Source organism: Fulvivirga sp. M361 (assembly GCF_007097395.1).
Lineage (GTDB): Bacteria > Bacteroidota > Bacteroidia > Cytophagales > Cyclobacteriaceae > Fulvivirga.
The window spans coordinates 14,112-36,294 of the sequence record NZ_VKDC01000050.1; the positions used below are offsets into that span (position 1 = coordinate 14,112).

The 22,183-nt window shown below is 41.1% G+C and carries 17 protein-coding genes; 14 read left to right on the forward strand and 3 right to left on the reverse strand.

From position 1 onward, the window contains the following. Positions 1 to 77: 77 nt before the first annotated feature. The 6 genes from FNH22_RS29385 (at position 78) to FNH22_RS29410 (ending at position 6,784) form a co-directional block, all read left to right on the forward strand. Positions 78 to 1,247, forward strand: a complete 1,170-nt coding sequence (locus FNH22_RS29385) for a sorbosone dehydrogenase family protein (RefSeq protein WP_143402104.1) — start codon at positions 78 to 80, stop codon at positions 1,245 to 1,247. Positions 1,248 to 1,481: 234 nt separating this feature from the next. Then, positions 1,482 to 2,273: a hypothetical protein gene (locus FNH22_RS29390; protein ID WP_143402105.1), complete on the forward strand. Its 792-nt coding sequence runs from the start codon at positions 1,482 to 1,484 to the stop codon at positions 2,271 to 2,273. Position 2,274: 1 nt separating this feature from the next. After that, the gene (locus tag FNH22_RS29395) at positions 2,275 to 3,459 is read left to right on the forward strand and encodes an IPT/TIG domain-containing protein (protein ID WP_143402106.1); all 1,185 of its coding nucleotides are present in this window, start codon (positions 2,275 to 2,277) and stop codon (positions 3,457 to 3,459) included. Between the two features lie 2 nt (positions 3,460 to 3,461). After that, positions 3,462 to 4,625 (forward strand): caspase family protein, encoded by a 1,164-nt coding sequence (locus tag FNH22_RS29400; RefSeq protein ID WP_143402107.1) that lies wholly within the window; start codon positions 3,462 to 3,464, stop codon positions 4,623 to 4,625. A gap of 28 nt (positions 4,626 to 4,653) precedes the next feature. Further along, complete coding sequence (locus FNH22_RS29405; protein WP_143402108.1) at positions 4,654 to 5,976, forward strand: C1 family peptidase; 1,323 nt, start codon at positions 4,654 to 4,656, stop codon at positions 5,974 to 5,976. 100 nt (positions 5,977 to 6,076) lie between these two features. After that, positions 6,077 to 6,784: a DNA alkylation repair protein gene (locus FNH22_RS29410; RefSeq protein ID WP_143402109.1), complete on the forward strand. Its 708-nt coding sequence runs from the start codon at positions 6,077 to 6,079 to the stop codon at positions 6,782 to 6,784. Between the two features lie 63 nt (positions 6,785 to 6,847). On the opposite strand, the gene FNH22_RS29415 is transcribed toward FNH22_RS29410, so the two are convergent. Continuing rightward, the gene (locus FNH22_RS29415) at positions 6,848 to 7,414 is read right to left on the reverse strand and encodes a hypothetical protein (protein ID WP_143402110.1); all 567 of its coding nucleotides are present in this window, start codon (positions 7,412 to 7,414) and stop codon (positions 6,848 to 6,850) included. Positions 7,415 to 7,743: 329 nt separating this feature from the next. On the opposite strand from FNH22_RS29415, the gene FNH22_RS29420 reads away from it, so the two are divergent. From FNH22_RS29420 to FNH22_RS29430, 3 genes are read left to right on the forward strand one after another with little or no spacing between them, the layout of a single operon-like run. Then, positions 7,744 to 9,066 carry a B12-binding domain-containing radical SAM protein gene (locus FNH22_RS29420; protein WP_185154491.1) on the forward strand — a complete coding sequence of 441 codons (1,323 nt, stop codon included), beginning with the start codon at positions 7,744 to 7,746 and terminating at the stop codon, positions 9,064 to 9,066. Then, entirely contained in the window at positions 9,053 to 9,751 is a 699-nt protein-coding gene (locus tag FNH22_RS29425) for a hypothetical protein (RefSeq protein ID WP_143402112.1), read from the forward strand. The genes FNH22_RS29420 and FNH22_RS29425 overlap by 14 nt, the downstream gene beginning before the upstream one ends. 48 nt (positions 9,752 to 9,799) lie before the next feature. Then, a complete protein-coding gene (locus FNH22_RS29430; RefSeq protein ID WP_143402113.1) occupies positions 9,800 to 11,980 on the forward strand; it encodes an acylase in 2,181 nt (726 codons plus the stop codon). 89 nt (positions 11,981 to 12,069) lie between these two features. Here FNH22_RS29430 and FNH22_RS29435 read toward each other — a convergent pair whose 3' ends face one another. Next, positions 12,070 to 12,939, reverse strand: coding sequence for a hypothetical protein (locus tag FNH22_RS29435; RefSeq protein WP_143402114.1), 870 nt, complete (start codon positions 12,937 to 12,939; stop codon positions 12,070 to 12,072). Between the two features lie 192 nt (positions 12,940 to 13,131). On the opposite strand from FNH22_RS29435, the gene FNH22_RS29440 reads away from it, so the two are divergent. From FNH22_RS29440 to FNH22_RS29460, 5 genes are all read left to right on the forward strand, one after another. Further along, on the forward strand, positions 13,132 to 13,341 hold the full coding sequence (locus tag FNH22_RS29440) for a hypothetical protein (RefSeq protein WP_143402115.1): 210 nt from the start codon (positions 13,132 to 13,134) through the stop codon (positions 13,339 to 13,341). Between the two features lie 207 nt (positions 13,342 to 13,548). Beyond that, positions 13,549 to 14,802, forward strand: coding sequence for a DUF2264 domain-containing protein (locus FNH22_RS29445; RefSeq protein WP_143402116.1), 1,254 nt, complete (start codon positions 13,549 to 13,551; stop codon positions 14,800 to 14,802). 237 nt (positions 14,803 to 15,039) lie between these two features. After that, positions 15,040 to 17,484, forward strand: a complete 2,445-nt coding sequence (locus tag FNH22_RS29450) for a S9 family peptidase (RefSeq protein WP_143402117.1) — start codon at positions 15,040 to 15,042, stop codon at positions 17,482 to 17,484. Positions 17,485 to 17,782: 298 nt separating this feature from the next. Next, positions 17,783 to 18,154: a VOC family protein gene (locus tag FNH22_RS29455; RefSeq protein ID WP_143402118.1), complete on the forward strand. Its 372-nt coding sequence runs from the start codon at positions 17,783 to 17,785 to the stop codon at positions 18,152 to 18,154. 153 nt (positions 18,155 to 18,307) lie between these two features. Next, positions 18,308 to 19,048, forward strand: a complete 741-nt coding sequence (locus FNH22_RS29460) for a murein L,D-transpeptidase family protein (protein ID WP_143402119.1) — start codon at positions 18,308 to 18,310, stop codon at positions 19,046 to 19,048. Positions 19,049 to 19,379: 331 nt separating this feature from the next. On the opposite strand, the gene FNH22_RS29465 is transcribed toward FNH22_RS29460, so the two are convergent. Then, positions 19,380 to 21,866 (reverse strand): zinc-dependent metalloprotease, encoded by a 2,487-nt coding sequence (locus FNH22_RS29465; protein ID WP_143402120.1) that lies wholly within the window; start codon positions 21,864 to 21,866, stop codon positions 19,380 to 19,382. Positions 21,867 to 22,183 lie beyond the last annotated feature (317 nt).

The window sequence follows — 22,183 nt, forward strand, 5'->3', positions numbered from 1 at the left end:
GTATAGATGCATGCAATACTTTAGATTTAATTCAATGTCCGTAAGTATATGGATGTCTTTCACTGAACTCGATCAATATGCGTGTATTAATTTTTTTCATAACCTTACTTACTCTAACATTAGGATGTAGCTCTGAAAGTGACTCCATGAGTGGGGGGGGAGAAGATATAGGAATCAAAGATTCTTTATCTACAGAGCCTAATGCTTCAGAACATCCATTACACAAATTAAATCTGCCAAAAGGTTTCAAAATCTCAGTTTTTGGAGAAGTAGAAAATGCACGTTCTCTTGCTATTAGTCCTTCCGGCGTGGTATATGTGGGCAATCGAAATGGTGGTAAGGTCTATGCGTTGAAAGATTCAGATGCGAATGGTGTGGCGGATGAAAAGTACCTCCTGGCCTCCGGTTTGAAGATGCCAAATGGGGTAGCTTTTAAAGATGGGGCACTTTATGTGGCAGAAGTGAGTAAAATATGGAAGTTTGACAATATAGAGCGTCAGTTGAAAGCTCCCGATAAACCAAAATTGATCTATGACGAATATCCTACTGAAAGTCACCATGGGTGGAAATACATAGCTTTCGGCCCGGATGGTAAATTATATGTACCAGTAGGAGCGCCGTGCAATATTTGTAAAAGTGAGCAACCGGTTTTTGCTTCTATTACCAGGATGAATGCAGATGGAACAAATATGGAAATTGTGGCGGAAGGTGTGAGAAATACGGTGGGTTTTGACTGGAACCCTAACACACGGGAATTGTGGTTTACGGACAATGGCAGAGATCATATGGGAGATAATTACCCGCCTTGTGAACTCAATAGATTACAGACTGACGGCCAGCATTTCGGCTATCCTTATTGTCATGGAGGGGATATTGCAGACCCGGAATTTGGTGCCCAAAGGCCATGTAGTGATTTTGAGCGACCTGTATGGAATTTTGGCGCTCATACTGCACCTCTTGGTATGAAATTCTATAGAGGCGATATGTTTCCTACAGAATATAATGGCGATGTACTTGTTGCTCAGCATGGTTCGTGGAACCGATCGAAAAAAGTAGGATACCGGGTCATGCGGGTACATATAGAGGGTAATCGTGCCACGAGTGCCGAAGTGTTTATTGACGGTTGGCTTGAGGACATTGGTCAAGACCAATGGGGAAGACCCGTTGATATATTAGAGATGCCGGATGGATCGATTTTGTTGAGTGACGATTATGCAGGGCTTGTTTACAGGATTACCTACAACTAAAACCGGGTCATTTTCCTGGTTGAATAAGTATATCAGCATTTATCTCTAATATTATTCTTAACTCGTAATATCCGTCTCCTTATTTTCTTGTTATGGTTTGGTTATTACCACAACTAAGTGCTCAGGCGATAATCAGATAACATTACCAGCCTTTGTTAGATTGTTCAAAATATAAGTTTCAAAAGATATTGATTACCAGTATTTTGTATTTAAATTGTATGGAAAAACAATTTGATGAACGGCAATATACTCGCACTTTTCATTACCACTTTGCTTTCTATATCCACAATCATCACACAGGCACAGAATGAAAAGGTGGATTTTGTAGATGCGGTACTTGACGAACCGAACAATACGATTGAAGTAATTTATAACCTCAAACCCAATTCGGATAATAGGCCATACACAGTTACATTATACTATTCTAATGACGGAGGTAAGACTTTCAAAGGGCCAGCTGAAAGAGTGAGTGGGGATGTTGGTATCCAGGTACAGCCGGGGTCGTACAAAAAGATTTATTGGAACTACTTCTATGAGGATAAAGAATTTACAGGCGAGAACCTCGTATTCTCAATTCGTGCAAAACCCATGACTGTTTCAACGGGCTCTCAATTAATGGGGCCAAAAGCTGCGTTGTATTCGGTACTTATACCCGGCTGGGGAGATACAAAGGCCAGAATGGGAAAAAACTACTGGTTGATAACAGCTGGTACGTGGGGATTGATGGGAGCGGCGCTTGTTTCGCGTTCCGGAGCTAAAAACTCTTATGATGATTATTTGAATGCGACAGATCCGGAAGCGGCAAATTCCGCTTTCGACGATGCCGATGGAAAATTCAATACGTTTAAAACATTGAGGACATTGGCCATCCTGGCCTGGGCGGCAGATGTGGTAGGGGTGTATATCAGAGGAAAAAAGAATGAAAAAGAAGGGCTGGTGATAAGGAGGAAAGTTGTGATGGATTGGAATTTGACCATGTCAGCAGATGGCAGAACTCCGTTGGCAGGCTTAAAAGCAACTTTTTAACATGAAGAAAATAGTAACATGGCTGCTAACTGCGTCCATAGTTCTCGGTTGTAGTAAATTGGAAATTGTACGTGTAGACGCTTCCATAGCTTCGGTAAGCCCGGATGCTGCTGTGCCCGGTTCCACTATTGTCATATCAGGAAGCAATTTTACAGAAAATACGGTCGTTACTTTCGGAACTCAAAAGGCAGAAATAGTGGGTGTCACTGGTGATCGATTGGAAGTGCTGGCGCCTAATCCATTGGAAGAAGGTGATCTGGAATTAAATGTTTCGAGCCGGGGAGTACCGGCAATAACTAATTTCGAGGTCCTGCCATTCTTTGTTGAAAAAACACCTCACCCGGATGGAGCCATAAATGGCACCGGCTTCGTTTTGAATGGTGAAATTTATTTCGGTACCGGACGCATCGGTAATGGTAATATCACATCGACGTTTTACAAGTATAGTGCAGGTAGTGATACATGGACAGAGTTAGTGTCAAACAATACTATTCCTGCCAGAGCAGGAGCTTTTGGATTTGAAGCTGGTGGCAAAGGTTATGTACTTGGTGGTAGTTCCGGTACAGACTTTTGGGAATACGACCCTGTTACCAATAACTGGACCCAAAAAAAAGATTATCCCAACAGTTCACTCCTCTTTCCAGTCATTTTGACGCTCGGAAGCGATGTTTATTTATGCACCGGCTTTCAGAATTTTATCAGTCGTGAGGTTTGGAGGTATTCTATTACGAATGACGATTGGATGCAAATGAATGACTTTGGGGGAGTCAAGAGAGGTGCTGCGGTCGGATTCGTTATTGATGATGTAGGTTATGCAGGGCAGGGGTATGATTTTGATACAAATACCAGATTAAATGATTTTTGGTCTTACAATCAGTCATCAGATTCCTGGGACCAGGTAGGTGCGCCCGTGCCAAGCGCTAATATGGAGGGTGGTATAGGGTTCAGTCTTAATGGCAATGGTTATATTGGTCTGGGCAGGAACGGGAATACCGGGATCAAGGATTTTTGGAAATATAATCCGTCACAGGATAATTGGGATCTGCTTACCGAGTTTGTAGGGTCAGCTACATTGGCGGCCCAGGTTTTTGTGGTTGGTAAGCGCGCTTACATTATAAATGGAAGTTCGTTTAACAACTCTGAAGACTTTGTAGAACTATGGGAATTTACCCCTGAAACGTTTTAAGCATGAATAAATTTATCCTATTTATTTCCTTATTGGGGATATGTACCGCCTTATCCGCCCAGGAAGAAAAAACAGAAAGTAAGGTTTTTAACTTTTACATTAAATCCCGTGATAAGGCTCCACCGGCTATTTTTTGGATTAAACCGAATAGCGATCAGAAGATAGCCAAAGACAAAGAGTATCCCTTGAAGATCGGTATTAAATGCCCGTCTAAGATCACAAAAGTGGATGTAAGAGTGAATGGTCGGTCTCTTTCTGAAATGCGTGGAATGGGAGTGGTATCGATGACTAAACAGACCGGTGAATATGATGCATGGCTGGACCAAATAGTTAGCCTGGCAGAAGGAGACAATACTATTGAAGTAACTGCCAGGAATGAATATGATGGTGTTACCACTGAGAAACGTACTATCCGGTTTACGAATGCCCTGGTGACACGCAAAGACCATGCGCTGATCTTTGCCACCGATGAATATGACCACTGGAAAAATCTGACTAACCCTATCCATGATGCCAGAACAATTGCCCGTGAATTGAGAGATACCTATGGTTATGAGGTGGAATTGATGGAAAACAATAAGATTAACGATATCCTGATCAAGGTTCGTGAGTATGCCGGTAAGGAATACCTGGAAGATGATCAGTTGTTTATATTTTTTGCTGGTCATGGCCATTTTGATGATCTTCTGGGGGATGGTTATATCGTGGGTAAGAATTCACAAAAAAACGATCCTGCTAACACCTCCTACCTGTCTTTTTCTATCCTGGAACGAGCTCTTAATAATGTTCCTGCCAAGCATGTTTTTCTCACAATGGATGTTTGCTTCGGAGGTACTTTCGATGCAAAAATGGCAGCTGGAAGTCGTGGAGAAGAAGATGTTTATGCCGAGGTTTCCCGTACGGAATTTGCCACCAGGCGATTAAAATATAGAACACGAAGATTCCTGACCTCTGGTGGCAAAGAATATGTCTCGGACGGCAGACCCGGCATGCACTCACCATTTGCCAGGAAATTCATTGAAGCTTTGAGAACAAATGGAGGCAAGGATAAAATACTTACCCTGAGCGAAATATTGAACGAAGTCAGTACGGTAAACCCGGCCCCTCATTACGGAGAGTTTGGAAGCAACGAAGCGGGCAGCGATTTTATATTTATCGTGAAATGATACTGTTTTTTAATGTGCAACCAGTGTAATGGATCAGTTCATTGAAGTAGATAGAAGTATCAAAGGAAGCTTTTTCCCGTTTATTTTATGCTTTGTTTCATCGGTTTCACTTGCCCAGCAGTGTCCCATTGGCCTTGATTTTAACGAAAATGAATATAAAGCTCAAGCATTGCCTGCGTTGCAGCATTATGGCCTTTTACCAACCTCATTTTCCCTTAAAAAGTATTGTCCTAAACCCACTACTCAACTAAGCTTCAAAACTTCCGCAGGCTGGGCTTCAGCTTATTACGCTATGACCATTCTGAATGCCAGAGATCAGGAGCTGACAGACCCCGAGTTAATAACCAAAGGATCTTTTGCTCCTGTCTATATCTATGAAAATCTTTTAGACAATAACTGTGAGCGTAGCACATCCATTGGAAAGACCCTGGATGCTTTGAAGTCCGTCGGTGTGCCGAAGTTCATAGATTATCCTTTTTACTGTCCGGAAGGAATTATCGGTAAGGCAGGGCTGGAACGTCAAAAGCTTTCCGGTTATGTGAAATTGTTTGATCGCACCAGTGAGCGTAAGGTTGAAGCTATTAAAAGAGTGCTGGCTAAAGGTAATCCTGTTGTGGTGGGATTGAGTGTTGCTCCGACTTTATGTTCGGCCTCTGACCTATGGAGGCCTTATGAATCTTTGTCTACACAATATGACGGTCACGCGTTGTGCGTTTTAGGCTATAATGATCATCTTTATGGTGGGAGCTTTGAAGTAGTAAACAGTTGGGGAAGTGCCTGGGGAAATAAAGGATTCACCAATATTAAGTATAGCGATCTCGAAAAATGGGTATTTAGTGGTTACCAGCTTAGCCATTTTGGTGAATACAGTGACGTACAAATATCCATTGAGGGGAAGCTAAGTCATGGAGCGCTTATGGGTGTGAAGTTTCTGACGGAAGGCAAATACACTTTTAAAAAGTCCTATCCATCCGGTACAGCATTTGGCTTTGACATAACAAATAATTTCGCCTGCTATTTATTCATTACCTATTGCAATGATTCCGGAGATTACGGAAAATTATTCCCCGCTTCTGGTTCGGAAAGCTCCATTTTACCTTATCAGGATAATTGCCTTTCATTTCCGACCCGGGAAAACCATATCCGCCTGGATAATCAAAAAGGTAAGGAAAGTATCACGTTTATTTTCAGTCGGACAGAGCTGAATTCTCACGAATTAAAGAAATACACTCTGCAACCCAACGAAAGACCTCCCGATTTTTCCTGGGAGAAAGACAAAATTAAAATGAGCACAATAAACTACTTATCCGGCCCTCCCATTGTAATACAGATCATGTTGGATCATATTTAAAATCTTCAGACGAGGATTTTCACCGCGTCCGCTATAACTGTGATAAGAAAAGTTGTATATTATACTTACTGCGTCGGCCAACGGAAAACCAATCTTTAAAATGACACTGAATGATGTATTGAAAGCATTAGAAAGCTATGGGGATGAAAATACGAAACGCACTCTTATAAAGCACGGTGCGAAAGAACCTTTCTTTGGTGTTAAAGTCCAGGACCTGAAAAAGATTCTTAAAAAGACGAAGAAAGACCATACGCTGTCACTTGAACTTTATGCTACAGGCAACTCTGATGCAATGTACCTGGCAGGTCTGATGGCAGATGAAAACAAGATCACAAAAGATCAATTAGAAAAATGGGTAGAAAAAGCGTATTGGTACTACCTCAGCGAATATGCTGTGCCTTGGGTTGCTGCTGAAACTCCTTTTGGCCTTGAATTAGGATTAAAATGGATTGAGTCTGGTCAAGAACGGATCGCATCTGCCGGTTGGTCCACTTTATCTAATTGTGCGGCTGTGAATGAGGATGACGCACTACCAGTCAAGACATATCAGGGTCTTTTAAGTACGGTTGAAAAAGAGATACATAAAGCTCAGAACAGGGTGCGATATACTATGAATGGCTTTGTAATTGCAACTGGCACCTATATCAAAGTATTGACTGAAGATTCCTTAAAAGTAGCCAGTGCTATAGGGAAAGTAAATGTTGAAATGGGTGGAACGGCCTGCAAAGTTCCGCTAGCCTCAGCATATCTGGCGAAGGTTATAGAAAAAGGACGAATTGGAAAAAAAAGAAAGACAGCCAGGTGTTAGGGTGATCATACCGAAACACTATTTAGGAATTTAAAACGGAATAAATGATCTGTACGCGGACTGTTAATTAACGTTACCTTCTACACTGGTACGGGCTATTATTTCTTCCTGTTTGGTCAGTATCATTCTTTTTATGGTTTCCCGGGCCACATCCGGGGATAACGCATCAGCCAATTCATTGTCTTTAATGTATTTCAACGCCTTTTCTACTTTCTTCATCTTTACGTTGTTTACAAAACTTTCGCGTAGAACAGCGGGGTCAAATGCTTGAATATGAATATTTTCAATGCCAATGTCGAAAAGCTGATCAGCGCTTCTCAGATCTGTGTTATACAATATGTCCAGGGTTTTGCGAACCTCGTCTTCCTTCACTTCATCCACCGCTTGTATGAGTTGGTCAATGGTGATGCCCTGGGTTTCGGTGGTTGTAATTACTGTTTCCAACCGGGTGTTCACCTCTTTACTGGCCACTTTGATTTTTTTAACAACCTTTTCCGGGACGATTGCCGGGTACTCGTCCTTAACGATCGCATCTGCTACAGCCTGAGGAAGTCTTTCTTTATAGTAATATCGGATACTAAAAAAAGCTGCGATCATTAGGATCAATACTATTACCAGGATCTTTTTCATGACAAGTATAAAGTTAACGGTGATAACGTTAATAAACGGAATGGATTTTTCAAAATCTGAGCCATTACTTGTTGCATAAATCTGAAATACACTAAACTAAGCCAAACGGTTTTAAGAAAAGTTTCAAAATGGTAATCCAGGTTCGATTCATAATTGTATATCATGGCACGAATAAACCTTCGGTATAAAACCTAAAGAATAGCTGAGACTTAAATCCGATAATTGTGTTGTAATTAGTATTAGCAATTTATACTTCATCTATCTCAGGCAGTAAAACCGGTCGATGTGTTAAAATGACAAAACATCAGTTTAAAGTCGTATTAATTTCAATGAGTGGCGTTAGAGTTTATAACGAAAGGCTGCTCGAACTTGGTTTGACACTTCCCGGGTTTGTTGATCGAAGTGAGGTCATTGCGAGTCTCCCAAGTTTAGGACTGTTGACGCTTGCCGCTCACACACCTGCTCATTGGAAAGTTATCTATAAAGAACTGGACAATTATTCGGATGGCGATATAAATGAAATAGCAGAAGAGTGTCCGGATATCGTTGCATTTTCATCCTTGACCGCTCGAATCAATGAAGCTTACTCTTTAACAAGTGTATTTAAAAAGTATGGAATTACAACTGTAATTGGAGGTCTCCACGTATCTGCGCTACCGGATGAGGCCATGAAAATAGCAGACTGTGTTATTCAGGGAGAAGGGGAGATCATTTGGGAAACCCTTCTTTCAGATTATGAAAATAATATGCTGAAAAGGTACTACAGCTCCTTATCAAATCCTGAGTATACATTCCGGTTTAAGGATGTAAGAGTTCCGAAGTATGAAATACTTGATATTTCAAAATACAATCGGTTAACCATCCAGACGACAAGGGGATGTCCCCTGCATTGTAGTTTTTGTGCGGCTTCCAGAACCATCAGCACTTATAAAAAGAAATCAATGGTTCAAATTGAAAGTGAGCTAAACAAAATATTTGAAGTTTGGGATAGACCATTTATTGAGCTGGCAGACGATAATACCTTTGTAGACAAAGCCTGGTCAAAGGATTTATTGAAACTGTTCGGTAAATACAAAATGAAATGGTTTACAGAAACAGATATTTCAGTGGCTTATGATGATGAATTGTTAGAATTACTTGCCAAATCAAATTGCGCCCAGGTTTTAATCGGGTTTGAAACTTCAAAGGCAAGTGGGCTGAAAGGATTGGATAGAAGTGATTGGAAATACAAACAGTTTGATAATTACTTAAAAGCCATTGATAAAATTCAATCCTATGGTATTTCAGTCAATGGCTGTTTCATTTTAGGCTTTGATACCGACACAAAGGATACCTTTATTGACACCGAGGAGTTCATCAAAGTCAGTGGTTTATCTGAAGTACAGATCACTTTGCTGACGCCGTTCCCAGGTACTGATCTTTACAAGCAGCTAAAGGCAGAGAATAGATTACTGGATGAACACTATTGGGAAAAATGCACATTATTTGACGTAAATTTCATCCCTAAGAATTTCTCCGTAGAGGAATTGGAGGATAGCTTTCAAAAACTGATGTCAACGATTTATTCAGCTGATGCGGTAAAAGAAAGAAAAAGAAAATTCAGAGAGATACAAAGGAACAGAAAGAAATACAGTTTGTATGAGTCTATTTAAAACCACCCTACGGCTCCTGACATTCAGACTGACCAGAGATGAAATGTTACAATTTAAGGTTAAACATTTCATCGTAGCCCTTACAGGTACGTGGTTGGTTGGAATGGGACGCTATTGGGATGATGAAAAAGCAAGCCTCCTTCAGCATTTCGGCTTGGGGTCTGTGATCTACATTTTTGTATTATCCGGTTTTATCTGGCTGATACTTCTGCCATTTAAGGTGGATGGCTGGAAATATTCTGTAGTGTTAATTTTTATTGGACTCACCTCTTTTCCTGCCATATTTTATGCTATTCCGGTTGAAAGGTTTTTTTCAATAGAAACGGCCAATACAATGAATGTTTGGTTTCTTGCAGTAGTTGCTGCCTGGAGGTTAGGCCTGTTGTATTACTTCCTCAGGCATTTTACAAGACTGAGTTTAGGAAACATATTGACCGTAACATTGATGCCTATGTGCCTTATTATTTCAGCGCTGACAATTTTAAACTTACATAAAGTGGTTTTTCAGGTTATGGGAGGTATCAGAAACCCCTCTCCACATGACAGTTCATATATGATATTAATGTTGCTAACCGGTTTGTCTATGATATTATCAATACCATTACTTATTGCTTATGGTGTGGGTATATACAAACGGAATAAATCCATTAATAATGAAGGTCTAACAACATTTAAAAAAACATAGCTGATCGGAAAACATGTTTTTTAGCCAAATGCTTTAAAAAATTACTCTATGAATCGAATTTATCTTCTTTCAATTGCCCTGTTACTTAGCTGTTCTGACAAAGGTTCTAACGACAAAGCCCTTACAGAGCAAGATCGTTGGGACCGACATGTATCAAACACAGAGATCATCCGGGATGATTTTGGTGTTCCTCACATTTATGGGAAAACGGACGCGGATGCGGTTTTTGGTTTGTTGTATGCACAATGCGAAGATGATTTTAACCGGGTAGAACAAAATTACATTTGGGCAACAGGCAGACTTGCTGAGGTGGAGGGTGAAGAAGCTCTTTACAGTGATCTGAGAGCCAGGCTTTTTATGACCCAAAAAGAGGCGGAAGATAACTTTGAAAACAGCCCTGAATGGCTGAAAGAACTCTGTGTTGCTTTTGCGGATGGCATTAATTTTTACCTCTCCAAACACCCGGAAGTACAACCGAAATTATTGACACGTTTTGAGCCCTGGATGCCCATGTATTTTAGTGAAGGGTCCATTGGAGGTGATATTGAACGGATATCCATCCGGAAGATCAAGGCATTTTATGACAGTGGAATGGAGCTCCCTGAATTGGAAGATAAGGAGATGCAAAAAGAAGAGGAAATGGCAGAACCACAAGGGTCCAATGGAATTGCAATTTCCGGAAAGTTAACCGAATCCGGTAATACACTACTGCTCATCAACCCACACACTTCCTTTTATTTTAGAGGGGAAGTACATGTGGTCAGTGAAGAGGGGTTGAACGCATACGGAGCTGTTACCTGGGGGCAGTTTTTTGTTTATCAGGGGTTTAATGAAAAAACCGGCTGGATGCATACCTCAACCTACACCGATGTGATGGACCAATTCAAAGAAACCATTGTGAAAAGGGATGATGGCCTGTTTTACAAATATGGCGAGGAATTGAAGCCTGTGGAAACCTCTGAAGTCACATTGAAATATAAAGAAGGAGATGTGTTAAAAGAAAAGAACTTTCCAATGTATCATACCCATCACGGACCAGTTACACACATGGAAGAGGGGCAATGGACCTCCTCGGCCATGATGTGGGAACCGGTTAAAGCGTTGGAGCAATCTTTTATCAGAACAAAACAAGAGGGGTATCAGGGATTTCGTGAAATGATGGACATCCGCACAAACTCTTCCAATAATACGGTTTATGCTGATGCAGAAGGGAACATTGCCTATTTTCATGGTAATTTCATCCCGGTCCGTGATACTACATTTGATTATACATTGCCGGTAGACGGAAGTCTGCCAGGAACCGATTGGAAAGGTCTTCATACGGTAGATGATAACATCCTGCTGTTAAATCCTGAGAATGGATGGATACAAAATTGTAATTCTACTCCGTTCACTGCTGCATCGGAATTCAGCCCTAAGAAGAAAAATTACCCTCGATACATGTCGATCGACAGGGAGAATTTTCGGGGTGTTCATGCCATAGGCTTACTAAAGGACAAAAAGGATTTTACGTTGGGTAACCTGATCACGTTGGCGCACGACCCTTATTTGCCGGCCTTTGAAGCGTTGATCCCTGGTTTGGTAGAAGCTTACGATAAACTGGGCGGTACGTCAGTACCAGGCGCTCCGGTGGAACTACTTCGTAATTGGGATTACAGAACTTCCAAAACGTCTGTGGCCATGACGCTGGCACATTACTATGGCACCATGTATTACAAAAATGGGCGTCGTCCCTCCGGGCTAAGACCTATGGAGTTGGTGACTTTTTGGGGGAGTAATTCTCCTTTGGAAGAACGAGTCAAAATTTTTAAAGCAACAATTTCCCAACTCGAAGCAGATTTTGGCACCTGGAACAAACCATGGGGAGAAGTAAACCGGTACCAGCGGTTAAATGGGGATATTCGTCAACCTTTTAGTGATGATGAACCGAGCATCGCTATTGGTTTTGCTTCAGGTCGCTGGGGCGCGCTGGCGGCTTATGGTGCACGATATAATAACAATACAAAAAAAATGTATGGGACGCGAGGGAATAGTTTTGTTGCTGTGGTGGAATTTGGCGAAAAAGTAAAAGCAAAATCAATGTTAGCAGGCGGCCAAAGCGGTGATGTAAACTCACCACACTTTGACGATCAGGCCCAACGTTACGCAGATGGTTTGTTTAAGACGGTGGCATTCTATCATGAAGATGTTCTTAAAAGGGCAAAGTCAAGATATCATCCCGGGGAGTAATAGAATTTCCTATTGCTCAAAGTATCTGGCAGAGGACTCTCGACAGAAAAATGTTTAAAGGCAGGACAGACAGGCACAATAGAAATTTTCTACCCTGACTTTTGAACTACAGGATCTTGAACAGGAAATAGGAAAATGATCATCGGTATCATTCCGTGCGGGAGGCGGTATATGGTCTGGTGAAGATATTGGTTCATCAGGCTCAATGACAGAGGGTCATAGACGAGGTTAGACCAGGTACGTGCTATGGCTGTTACAAATCCCCATAATGCGGCATAAAGCAGAAAATACTGCCCGTATCGTGGCAGGAAAATACCAATGGCCAGTACAAAGTCCACCAGGCCGGCAACAGTGAGGAATTGATGTGCTTTGGTTTCACTGACTCCTAAAATGTTGACGGTCATATCCACAAATACTCCGGGCCTGGGATAATATTCAAAAGCATACAGGCCATGAGAAATAAAGGTAAGTGTCACGGCGATTTTCATATAAAAGACCAACCGGGCACGTGTGATATCTTTAAAAAGAGACAGGCTAAAAAAGACAGGAGTTAAAAACTGGATAGCATACTCAAAAAACTGTGCCGTATGATAAAATTTCTCTTTGCAATAAAAGAATGCGAGAACAGCCAGGAAAAATGAGGATAAGCCGTAAAGCCAGGATAGTTTACGCATGCGGGGTTGAGCTATTAACGTAAGTATGGCCATGAATAAATAAAATATACCGAAGGCCCTGGTAAGAATGGTGATGGAATGATCGGTCGAAGGACTGGTCACGTATTCAAACCAGGTCATGTCAGAAAAGGTAGTGACTATTCCTTCCAGAAGGCCCTGGTCCCAAAAAAAAGTACGGAACGGCGAATCCCATAAAAGGTGTTGCCAGGCACGTCCTGTAAAAACGAAAAGACAGGAAATACGAAGGAGATTCGGGATTGAATTAGCTAACAATTTTATGCTCATGGAGTTGGAGGGTTTTAGCCTCAAAATTGATAAATTCTTGTGAAATCAGACGTTAAGTTTATGTAAAGTCATTAACAATTTTATGGCAGTTTTTTAACCTGGGATTTATTTGTGTTTAGCGTAATCTCTATACATTGCGCTTTTATTTGGTAAATATATTTTTTTAATTTTTTACTAAAAACCAACAAAAATATGCAATTCAACATTACTTTAATCTTATTATTCTGTGCTGCTCTCACTTTTGCCAATACAGAAAAATATCGTCTGACACTACGGGATGATCCGGCTACTACTATAGTCATTGGATGGAACCAAATATCGGGTTCAAACCCGGTAATTTATTATGGACCACAAGACTTCGGAACGAATTGGAGTGCTTACCCAGAGAGGAAAAAACAATAAGACAGCTCAGTAGTGTAAGTATACGGGTTTGCTGTAATTCAACACTTTAATCTAAATTTTAACTGGGATTTCTGGTGTGAAAATATGGAAAACCATTAGGTTCAGGGAATGCAGTGCAGGCTTAAAACGCTCTTTGAGATGGAGGTATGGCCAAGCCTGGAAATTGTATAATAGAACCCATATTGTAGAAGTATTAAAGGAAAATATATGAAACGCTTTAAAAGCATATTATTTGTTCTTATTGGCTTGATTTTAAGCTGTTCTGAAAAAAAAGAAGAGATTGTATCAACTATTTCTACAGGGGCAGAAGATCGGGCTTATTGTATCAAGCTAATGCAAAAAATAGTGGACCCCGTTTTGATTCCCTTAAGCAAGCAGCAATTGCATCAGGAGCTTCCTCGTAAAGATTGGGAAGTTAATAATGATAAATGCGATATCCGTACCACAAATATACAAGCTGTGGGGCGTACAATATCAGGTCTGTCACCCTGGTTATCTTTGGGAGCCGACGACACCGAAGAAGGTAAGTTAAGGGCCAAATACATTGATTTATCATTGACCGGACTTATTCATACTACAGACCCAAATTCTGCAGATTACTTGTTTGATAAAGATACAGATACGTATGAGCGTATAGTTCATGGGGCCTATTTGGCTTATCCACTATTGATTGCCCCTAAGCAATTGTGGGAACCCTTAACACCGGAACAAAAAGAAAATGTGATAAAAGCATTGAAATCACATCGGCCCTTCAAACCTTTCGATAATAACTGGTTGTTATTTGCATCCGTATTAGAAGCTGCAATTTGGAAGTTTACAGGTGAATGTGAAATAGAAAGGATAGAACATGGTGTCAATAAGCATATGGAATGGTATGTGGGTGATGGTATCTATGGCGATGGGCCTCAGTTTCACTGGGATTACTACAATAGCTATGTCATACACCCTTTGTTACTTGAAATATTAAAAGTGTGTCAGGAAAAAAACCATCCGCTTAAAGATCTATTACCGATAGAATTAGGAAGAGCAAAAAGATATGCTGAAATACAGGAGCACCTTATCTCGCCGGAAGGAACATTCCCTATTATTGGCCGGTCTGCAGTATATAGAATAGCAGCATTTCAGTTATTAGGTTACGTTGCTTATAGAAACGAGCTACCATCGATACTTGACCCTGGTGCTACCCGGGCAGCGCTGATGGCTGTAACGAAAAGAATGATGGAAGCACCTGGTACCTTTGATGAAAACGGCTGGTTAAATTCAGGTGTTGTAGGCAAACAGATCAATGCGAAAGATGTATATATTTTTACAGGCTCACTTTACATGTGTACGATGGGATTAACCCATTTAGGGTTACCTGCCGATGACCCGTTTTGGACAGCTCCTGTCGGTAAATGGTTTCAACAAAAAGTGTGGGATGGGGAAGATATCTCCAGTCAGCATGAATATTATGGTAAATAGTTTTTGAGTTCCTCAAAGCTTATTGTGTATGAGCAAAGCCTTAAAAGTGGAACAAGAACTTCTGGTACCGTACAGTTATAAAGTATGTTTATCCATTGGATCAACTGATATGTTCTAAGTTTCAGCCCGAAGGTCAACTCAAAAACATAAATAACCACATTTTTCCGATGGTGTAATTCTACAAGCTTTTGAAGCTGCAATTTCCTAAGTTCATTTCATCATTGAAACTTAACTCCTATGAAAAAGCTTATCTCCTTCATACTTCTATTATTTATCTATTTTCAAGCGTCCTCACAAGGAGCGCTCGGCTACCAGGAACCGCCTGCGGTTATTAAGGAGCTGGTAGACGTGACGCCTGCTCCTACGGTACGCATTGATGGTAAGGCTGAAAATGTTGTGTTACTCTACAGAAATGCTTTCAAAACCATAGCAGAATTATCAGAGACCGAACTCCGGCTGGGCGGGCTTCGGATCAACCCAAAAACCAACATTGGAAGCAGGACCCGCTATTATAATAATATAGAGGTTAAGAAAGCCTATTCAAAAGAGACTAGACCAGTCAGTGGATTACCGGTCAATACCCGTCTGGCCAATTTTGGCTGGTCACCGGATGAAAAGATGATGAGTTTTACCCATACCACCGGTGAAGGAGTGGAAGCATGGGTGCTGGATGTGGTTAGTGGAAAAGCCAAAAGAATCACCGAGGCAAATATCAACGCTAACATGGGCGACCCTATCTCCTGGTTCGCCGATGGGAAAGCTATGCTTATAAAAATGCTTCCCTCCAATAGAATGGAGCTGATCAATACCTCCGAAGCTGTACCGAAGGGTCCGACTGTTTCGGTAAGCAGTGGAGCAAAGGCGCAAAACAGGACGTACCAGGACCTGCTTAAGAACCCGAATGATGAGCAAAATTTTGAGCAACTGGCCCTGTCAGATATCAAAAAAGTTACTTTGGATGGTAAAAGCTCAGATTGGTTGCCCACAGCTATGTACACCAATATTTCCTTGTCTCCCGATGGAGAATATGTGATGGTAAGCAAAATCAAACGTCCATTCTCTTACCTTGTGACTTATCGCAGGTTTCCATCTGAATCCACAATTTATACTAAGGATGGCGCGTTGGTCAGCACTGTAAGAGATATACCCCTTATTGAAGTAATGCCTAAAGGATTTATGGCCACATATGAAGGACGAAGGTCTGTACAATGGAGAAATGATCAACCTGCTACATTAGTTTGGGCAGAAGCCCTCGATGGAGGTGATCCTGAAAAAGAAGTGGATTTTAGAGATGAAGTCTTTCAACTGAGTGCACCATTTAAAGGGGAAGGGAGATCCATACTTAAAACCATAGGGCGTTTTTCCGGAATACAATGGGCGGATGAACATCATGCCGTAGGGTATGACTACTGGTGGAACACCAGGAATACCAAAGTATATCTTTTCGACCCATCCAATGACAAAAAGAAACCGGTGATCCTGGCGGATAGAAACTACCAGGATAAGTACAACGACCCGGGGTCACTGGTAACTGAAAAGAATAAATACAACAGGTATACGGTAAGCCTTGTAAATGGGGACGCTTTCTTGCTGGGGGAGGGATATTCTGAGAGAGGCCAATTCCCGTTTGTAGATAAACTCAACTTACAGACACAAAAGAAAACCAGAATTTATGAGTCTGAATACACGGATAAGCTGGAGAACCTGTACAGTGCATTAGATATAGCAAAAGGGGAGATCTTAGTGAGGATTGAATCCCAAACGGAGTATCCTAACTATTACAAAAGAAATATCTATAAGGACAAGCTGACCCCTATGACCTTTTTTGAAAACCCATTCAAAGGCCTTGAGGGAGTGCATAAGGAGGTAGTAAATTATAAAAGAGAAGACGGACTGGACCTGGACGGTACACTTTACTTACCTGCCGGGTATGACAGGTCCAAGAAAGAGAAACTGCCTATGATCCTATGGGCGTACCCACGTGAATATAAAGATAAACAGAGCGCCGGCCAGAGCACTTCTAATCCCAATGAGTTCATTTATCCTTACTATGGCTCGCCCATCTATTGGGTCACGCGGGGGTATGTTGTCCTGGATAATGCAGCCTTTCCCATAGTGGGTGAGGGGGATGACGAACCGAATGATTCTTTCAGGGAACAATTAGTTGCAAATGCAAAAGCTGCTATTGATGCTGTGGATAAAATAGGATACATCGATAGAAACCGTGTAGGTGTTGGCGGTCATTCCTATGGTGCATTTATGGTGGCTAATTTATTGTCACACTCCAATTTATTTGCAGCGGGCATTGCCAGGAGCGGGGCATATAACAGGACATTGACCCCGTTTGGTTTTCAAAGCGAAGAACGATCGTATTGGGACTCACCGGAGACGTATTACACTATGTCTCCCTTCATGCATGCGGATAAAATGAAATCTCCGCTATTGCTTGTTCACGGAGATGCCGACAATAATTCGGGCACATATCCAATGCAAAGCGAGCGCTACTTCAATGCACTAAAAGGATTAGGGGCTACCGCCCGATTGGTAATGCTTCCAAAAGAAAGCCACGGCTACCGGGCAAGGGAAAGCATTATGCATTTGTTATGGGAGCAGGACCAATGGCTCGAGACCTACGTTAAAAATAGAGATTCCCTTGAAGGAGAGGTAGTGCCCAGTAAGTAGGGGGGACATGGCGGGCAAAAGGGATTTATAGTCTATTAACCTCTTTATTAGTACTTGTTGAATACGTGTGTAATTACTGAGACGTGCGCCTGAAAAGTAGTCTTTTTAGCGCCTGATGGGAATATGCTTTAAGACTATCAAGCGAATAGAACTCAAAATGACTTTTCATAACTTAAAATCAATTGAAAGGAATTTTTAGTAGATATGTGTAATTTGGGTTTCAGATAGTTATGTTCAAAGTCTTATAATACAACCACATAACATCAGGAAAACAAAAACGAACTAAAAAAGGAGAGTTATGAAATTAGGTGCATTCTCGGTGAGTCTTGCTGTAAAGGATATTAATGTTTCAAAAGCATTTTATGAAAACCTTGGTTTCACAGTATTTGGGGGAGACATAAAAATGAATTATCTCATTATGAAAAATGGAAATTCATTGATAGGATTGTTTCAAGGAATGTTTGAGAATAATATTTTGACGTTCAATCCCGGATGGGATGAGGAGGCCAACACGCTGGAATCATTTGATGATGTTCGGGAAATACAGCGTAGTCTGAAAGAAAAAAACGTAACCTTAGAAAGAGAGGCAGACGAATCCACCAAAGGGCCAGCCAGTATTGTCCTGACCGACCCGGATGGCAATCATATTCTTATTGATCAGCATATATAAGGATGAACTGATAGTTAGTTCACCTGATTTAAACGAGTGTATGCTCTGTTTTTTACGTTTAAGAAAATTCATTAATACTTTAACTCCTTGTGATATCGCATTGTTAAGAAGTAGGTTGCATTCGTTTCCAATGGCTTAAACACATGGCTGCCTATGAAATTAGCTACTATAATTATTTTGATCTGCTCTTTTAATGCCTTTTCTTATCAGGTCGATTTTTTAGGAGATCAGAAAAGGTATAAACGCGTTAGAACTGCTCTTGCAGAAAAAGAAAAAGGAATAATATCGACTTTACAGGAAAAAGATATTGAAGTTGATGAACTCAATATTCTGATCAGTGCCTTTAAAGCAGAGAATGAACTGGAGCTATATGTTAAAAGAAAAACCGACACTATCTACCGGAAGGCAGGCACCTATAACATCTGCGCAAGTTCAGGACAGTTGGGCCCAAAGCACAAGCAGGGAGACTACCAGGTCCCGGAAGGGTTTTATTACGTGGATAGGTTTAATCCAGCCAGCAGTTTCTTTTTATCCCTGGGGTTAAATTATCCCAATCAGTCCGATCGAAAAAAGAGTAAATTCCCAAAGCTTGGGGGAGATATCTTCATTCACGGGTCTTGCGTGACCATCGGCTGTCTGCCCATGACAGATAATATAATAAAAGAACTATATGTCTATGCTGTTCATGCTAAAAATAACGGACAGTCAAAGATTCCGGTATATATCTTCCCTTTTAGAATGACACCTCAGAACTTTGGTAAATACGAAAATGACCGTAATTATGCCCAGTTAATTGACTTTTGGAGAAACTTGAAAAAGGGTTATGACACGTTCTCCAAAAGTAAAAGGGAACTAAAAGTATCTGTTAATTCCAATGGTGATTATGTCTTTTGAGCAAAATACACTATTCCAGTCGGTTTGACTACTTGAATTATTTAGGCCACTCATGAAAAATAGTTTTAGCTCAAAAAGTGTGTTTTTGACGTTTAAATGCACCTTTTTATGGGAGGTTTTGGTGTTTTGAATCTCAAAATCATTGGTATTATGCCATTTTCGAGGTTTTTGTCTTCTATCACGGTCTGATTTGCAATAAGCGACTGAGCAATATCATTTTTCAAGTGTATTTGTAATATGTTGATAATCAATAAATTGTGCGCTGTATTGCCAGTGGCCCAGTGACCAGCATCCAGAAACAAACCTTGAAAATGGAATTTTCGAGAGAGGCCTATTTAGGGTCCAGAATATCATCAATCCTTTCCAACACATCCTGCAAATGATATTTGCTTAGAACATGAGAAGTCCTTCCCACAGCGCTTCGTACACTACTTCTTAAATTTTTAAGTTCAGCCCTTACTACCGGTCGTATATCAGATTGGCTAACATCTATCCCTGTCCTGTTAATAAAAGCTCTGAACTTTTCAGGAATTTTACCTGCTTCTTTGGTCATGGCAAATTCCATGCGCTCAAGATATGCGCGTTGCAGATTTCTTCTATAGGTATCGATAGGTCTCCCGGTATTCAGTTCGCTCCATAATCCTTTTCTCAGATCCGTCATCATTTCAACCAGGCCGTAGGCATCTCTTCCATTAAGTGTTTCATTTTCTATCATCCGGGCCATTCGTCCGAAATCGAGTATATTGTTCAACGTCCTTTGTTGAGTGCTCCTGATACGTTCCACCACTCCCGCATGCTCTACCTTATTGAAAATGTTTTCATCAATCAACCAATCGGGGGTTTTGAATAATTCGTTCTGAAGGAATTTCATACACTTTTTTTGATGGTCCTTGTTTACATGGGTGTATACCGCCCCTTCCTGGTCATATGTTTTATAATGCTCATATACGCCCCCTATATTTGAAGCTACATGTCCCATGTATCGATTGTATTGAGCAAGTACTTGCAGGTACATGGTCTGTAGGTCTTTATAATCCTTTCCATCTTCTGCTGTCCATTCGATAAGATTTGGAACAATCTTTTTAAGGTTAGCAATACCATATGAACTTGCTTTTATAGCGTTATCACCAAGGTCTTCTGTCTGAGAGCTTGGATCTATTACACCGGACTGCTGACGTCCAAAACGGTACATCGGGTCACCTGCATGCTCTAATATCCACTGATCCAACGTTTCTTTTTCTGCTGACTCGTCTAAGATCGGACGATATCCCCACCGGATGGCATGCTTATCGTAGATCCCGATATCTGGCATTAAAGCCACTCCATTATCTTCCGGTTGTGCGATATAATTGAAACGAGCATAATCCATAATGGAAGGTGCAGTCCCAAATTTTTGAGTAAACGTGGGAGAGCGAAGAGAGTCTACAGGATATGCGACACTGCTTCCCATATTATGCGGTAACCCTAATGTATGACCTACCTCATGCGCAGATACAAAGCGGATAAGCCTACCCATGATCTCATCTTTAAATTCCACCCCCCTGGCTTCAGGGTTGATCGCTGCCGTTTGAACAAAAAACCAGTTACGAAGAAGTAACATCACATTATGATACCAGTTAATGTCAGACTCAAGGATCTCACCGGATCGCGGGTCGCTTACGTGCGGACCATTTGCATTGGGTATGGGCGAAGCAAGATAACGTACTACCGAATATCTCACATCTTCTGGGCTCCATTCAGGGTCTTCTTCGGGTGAAGGAGGATCTTTGGCAATGATAGCATTTTTAAATCCCGCTTCTTCAAAAGCTACCTGCCAGTCCTCAATTCCTTGTTTTATATAGTTCCTCCATTTTTCCGGGGTGGCCCGGTCAATGTAATAAACAATTGGTTTTTTAGGCTCCACTAACTCACCTCTTTTGAATTTCTCAATATCTTCCTCTTTTACTTCCAGCCTCCATCGGTCCAGGTAACGGACCGTCTTGCTTTCCTGTGTATCTAACCCATAGTCCGTTTGGCCTCTCGCAAACCATCCTACCCGTTGGTCGAAATAGCGCCTCTTCATAGGTTCCTTCGGAAGTAAGATCATCGAGTTATTCATTTCAACAGAAATAGTTCCGTTACTTTGATTTGAAGGAGGTTCGGATGCAGCATAGGTTTTTACATGTCTTGCCTCTATGTTCAGCGGGTAGCTTTTAACGGTTTCAATAAACGACTTACTATCGTCTAACCGGGTTATTTTATATTGCTTCCTGACACCTTTTGGTAGCCCAAGTGCCTTAATATCTTTTTGAAATAGGTCAGATACATCAATGACCGTTTTGCTACTGTCTTTGCTAAATGCTTTGATGGGAAAGGTATACAGTATGGGTTCAAAATTAGAGTTGACCACAGCTTCATGAATGGGTAGTGAGTCCGCCGCATAGATAGTGTGTGAAACGACCCTTAGTATGATCTTCTTTCCCTTTTTTTGCCAGCGCAGCACCTGGGTGTTGGTTTTGCCGCCACCAAACCCTAATCCTGTAGCTGTTTTTGCTATTCTGGTGACCATTAGCATTTCTCTTTCCAACAGCGAATCCGGGATCTCATAAAAGTATTTTTCGTCTACTCTGTGCACATCGAATAAACCTTTGTCCGTTCGGGCCTCTTTTGTAATTACTTCATCATAAGGTTTGATGGCATCTTTTTTGGGCTTTGGCTTTTTGTCACTGACTTCCGAAGACGTTTCTTTCTTCTTTTTCTTTTTCTTCTGCGCCAAAACATCAGTGTTCATTGTAGTGAACAGCATAAGTACAAAAAAGAGGTAGAATAGGGTTTTCATTAAATGTGTGATTTGATTTTTGTGAAAAGCTAGGCGTTAATGAACCGGCTAACAATCTTATACGTGATGAGCGGACTTTTTTCTCCAATGTTGGTTAAGCGAGTTCCGGTATGCCGTTGCTACCCGGTTCCTTTCTTTATAACAGCAAGGCACAAATCCAATAGATTTGAAGGTGGTGTCCTAGTTGGGAATAATTGGTTAAGTTGGGTGCGTTAATCGTATGAAAACCAATATCTTCAAAAATGCAGCTTTATTAAAACACTAAAAGTCTGGTTGTTTTTCAAATTAAGCTTTGAAGAAAAGTCTATGAAAATAAT

What these genes read in the sequence shown, in the direction of transcription:
- FNH22_RS29425 (WP_143402112.1), top strand. Translation starts at nt 9,053, where the DNA reads ATGAGTCTATTTAAAACCACCCTACGGCTCCTGACATTCAGACTGACC.
- FNH22_RS29395 (WP_143402106.1), top strand. Translation starts at nt 2,275, where the DNA reads ATGAAGAAAATAGTAACATGGCTGCTAACTGCGTCCATAGTTCTCGGT.
- FNH22_RS29415 (WP_143402110.1), bottom strand. Translation starts at nt 7,414, where the DNA reads ATGAAAAAGATCCTGGTAATAGTATTGATCCTAATGATCGCAGCTTTT.
- FNH22_RS29450 (WP_143402117.1), top strand. Translation starts at nt 15,040, where the DNA reads ATGAAAAAGCTTATCTCCTTCATACTTCTATTATTTATCTATTTTCAA.
- FNH22_RS29385 (WP_143402104.1), top strand. Translation starts at nt 78, where the DNA reads ATGCGTGTATTAATTTTTTTCATAACCTTACTTACTCTAACATTAGGA.
- FNH22_RS29455 (WP_143402118.1), top strand. Translation starts at nt 17,783, where the DNA reads ATGAAATTAGGTGCATTCTCGGTGAGTCTTGCTGTAAAGGATATTAAT.
- FNH22_RS29390 (WP_143402105.1), top strand. Translation starts at nt 1,482, where the DNA reads ATGAACGGCAATATACTCGCACTTTTCATTACCACTTTGCTTTCTATA.
- FNH22_RS29405 (WP_143402108.1), top strand. Translation starts at nt 4,654, where the DNA reads ATGGATCAGTTCATTGAAGTAGATAGAAGTATCAAAGGAAGCTTTTTC.
- FNH22_RS29420 (WP_185154491.1), top strand. Translation starts at nt 7,744, where the DNA reads ATGAGTGGCGTTAGAGTTTATAACGAAAGGCTGCTCGAACTTGGTTTG.
- FNH22_RS29430 (WP_143402113.1), top strand. Translation starts at nt 9,800, where the DNA reads ATGAATCGAATTTATCTTCTTTCAATTGCCCTGTTACTTAGCTGTTCT.
- FNH22_RS29440 (WP_143402115.1), top strand. Translation starts at nt 13,132, where the DNA reads ATGCAATTCAACATTACTTTAATCTTATTATTCTGTGCTGCTCTCACT.
- FNH22_RS29435 (WP_143402114.1), bottom strand. Translation starts at nt 12,939, where the DNA reads ATGAGCATAAAATTGTTAGCTAATTCAATCCCGAATCTCCTTCGTATT.
- FNH22_RS29400 (WP_143402107.1), top strand. Translation starts at nt 3,462, where the DNA reads ATGAATAAATTTATCCTATTTATTTCCTTATTGGGGATATGTACCGCC.
- FNH22_RS29410 (WP_143402109.1), top strand. Translation starts at nt 6,077, where the DNA reads ATGACACTGAATGATGTATTGAAAGCATTAGAAAGCTATGGGGATGAA.
- FNH22_RS29445 (WP_143402116.1), top strand. Translation starts at nt 13,549, where the DNA reads ATGAAACGCTTTAAAAGCATATTATTTGTTCTTATTGGCTTGATTTTA.
- FNH22_RS29460 (WP_143402119.1), top strand. Translation starts at nt 18,308, where the DNA reads ATGAAATTAGCTACTATAATTATTTTGATCTGCTCTTTTAATGCCTTT.
- FNH22_RS29465 (WP_143402120.1), bottom strand. Translation starts at nt 21,866, where the DNA reads ATGAAAACCCTATTCTACCTCTTTTTTGTACTTATGCTGTTCACTACA.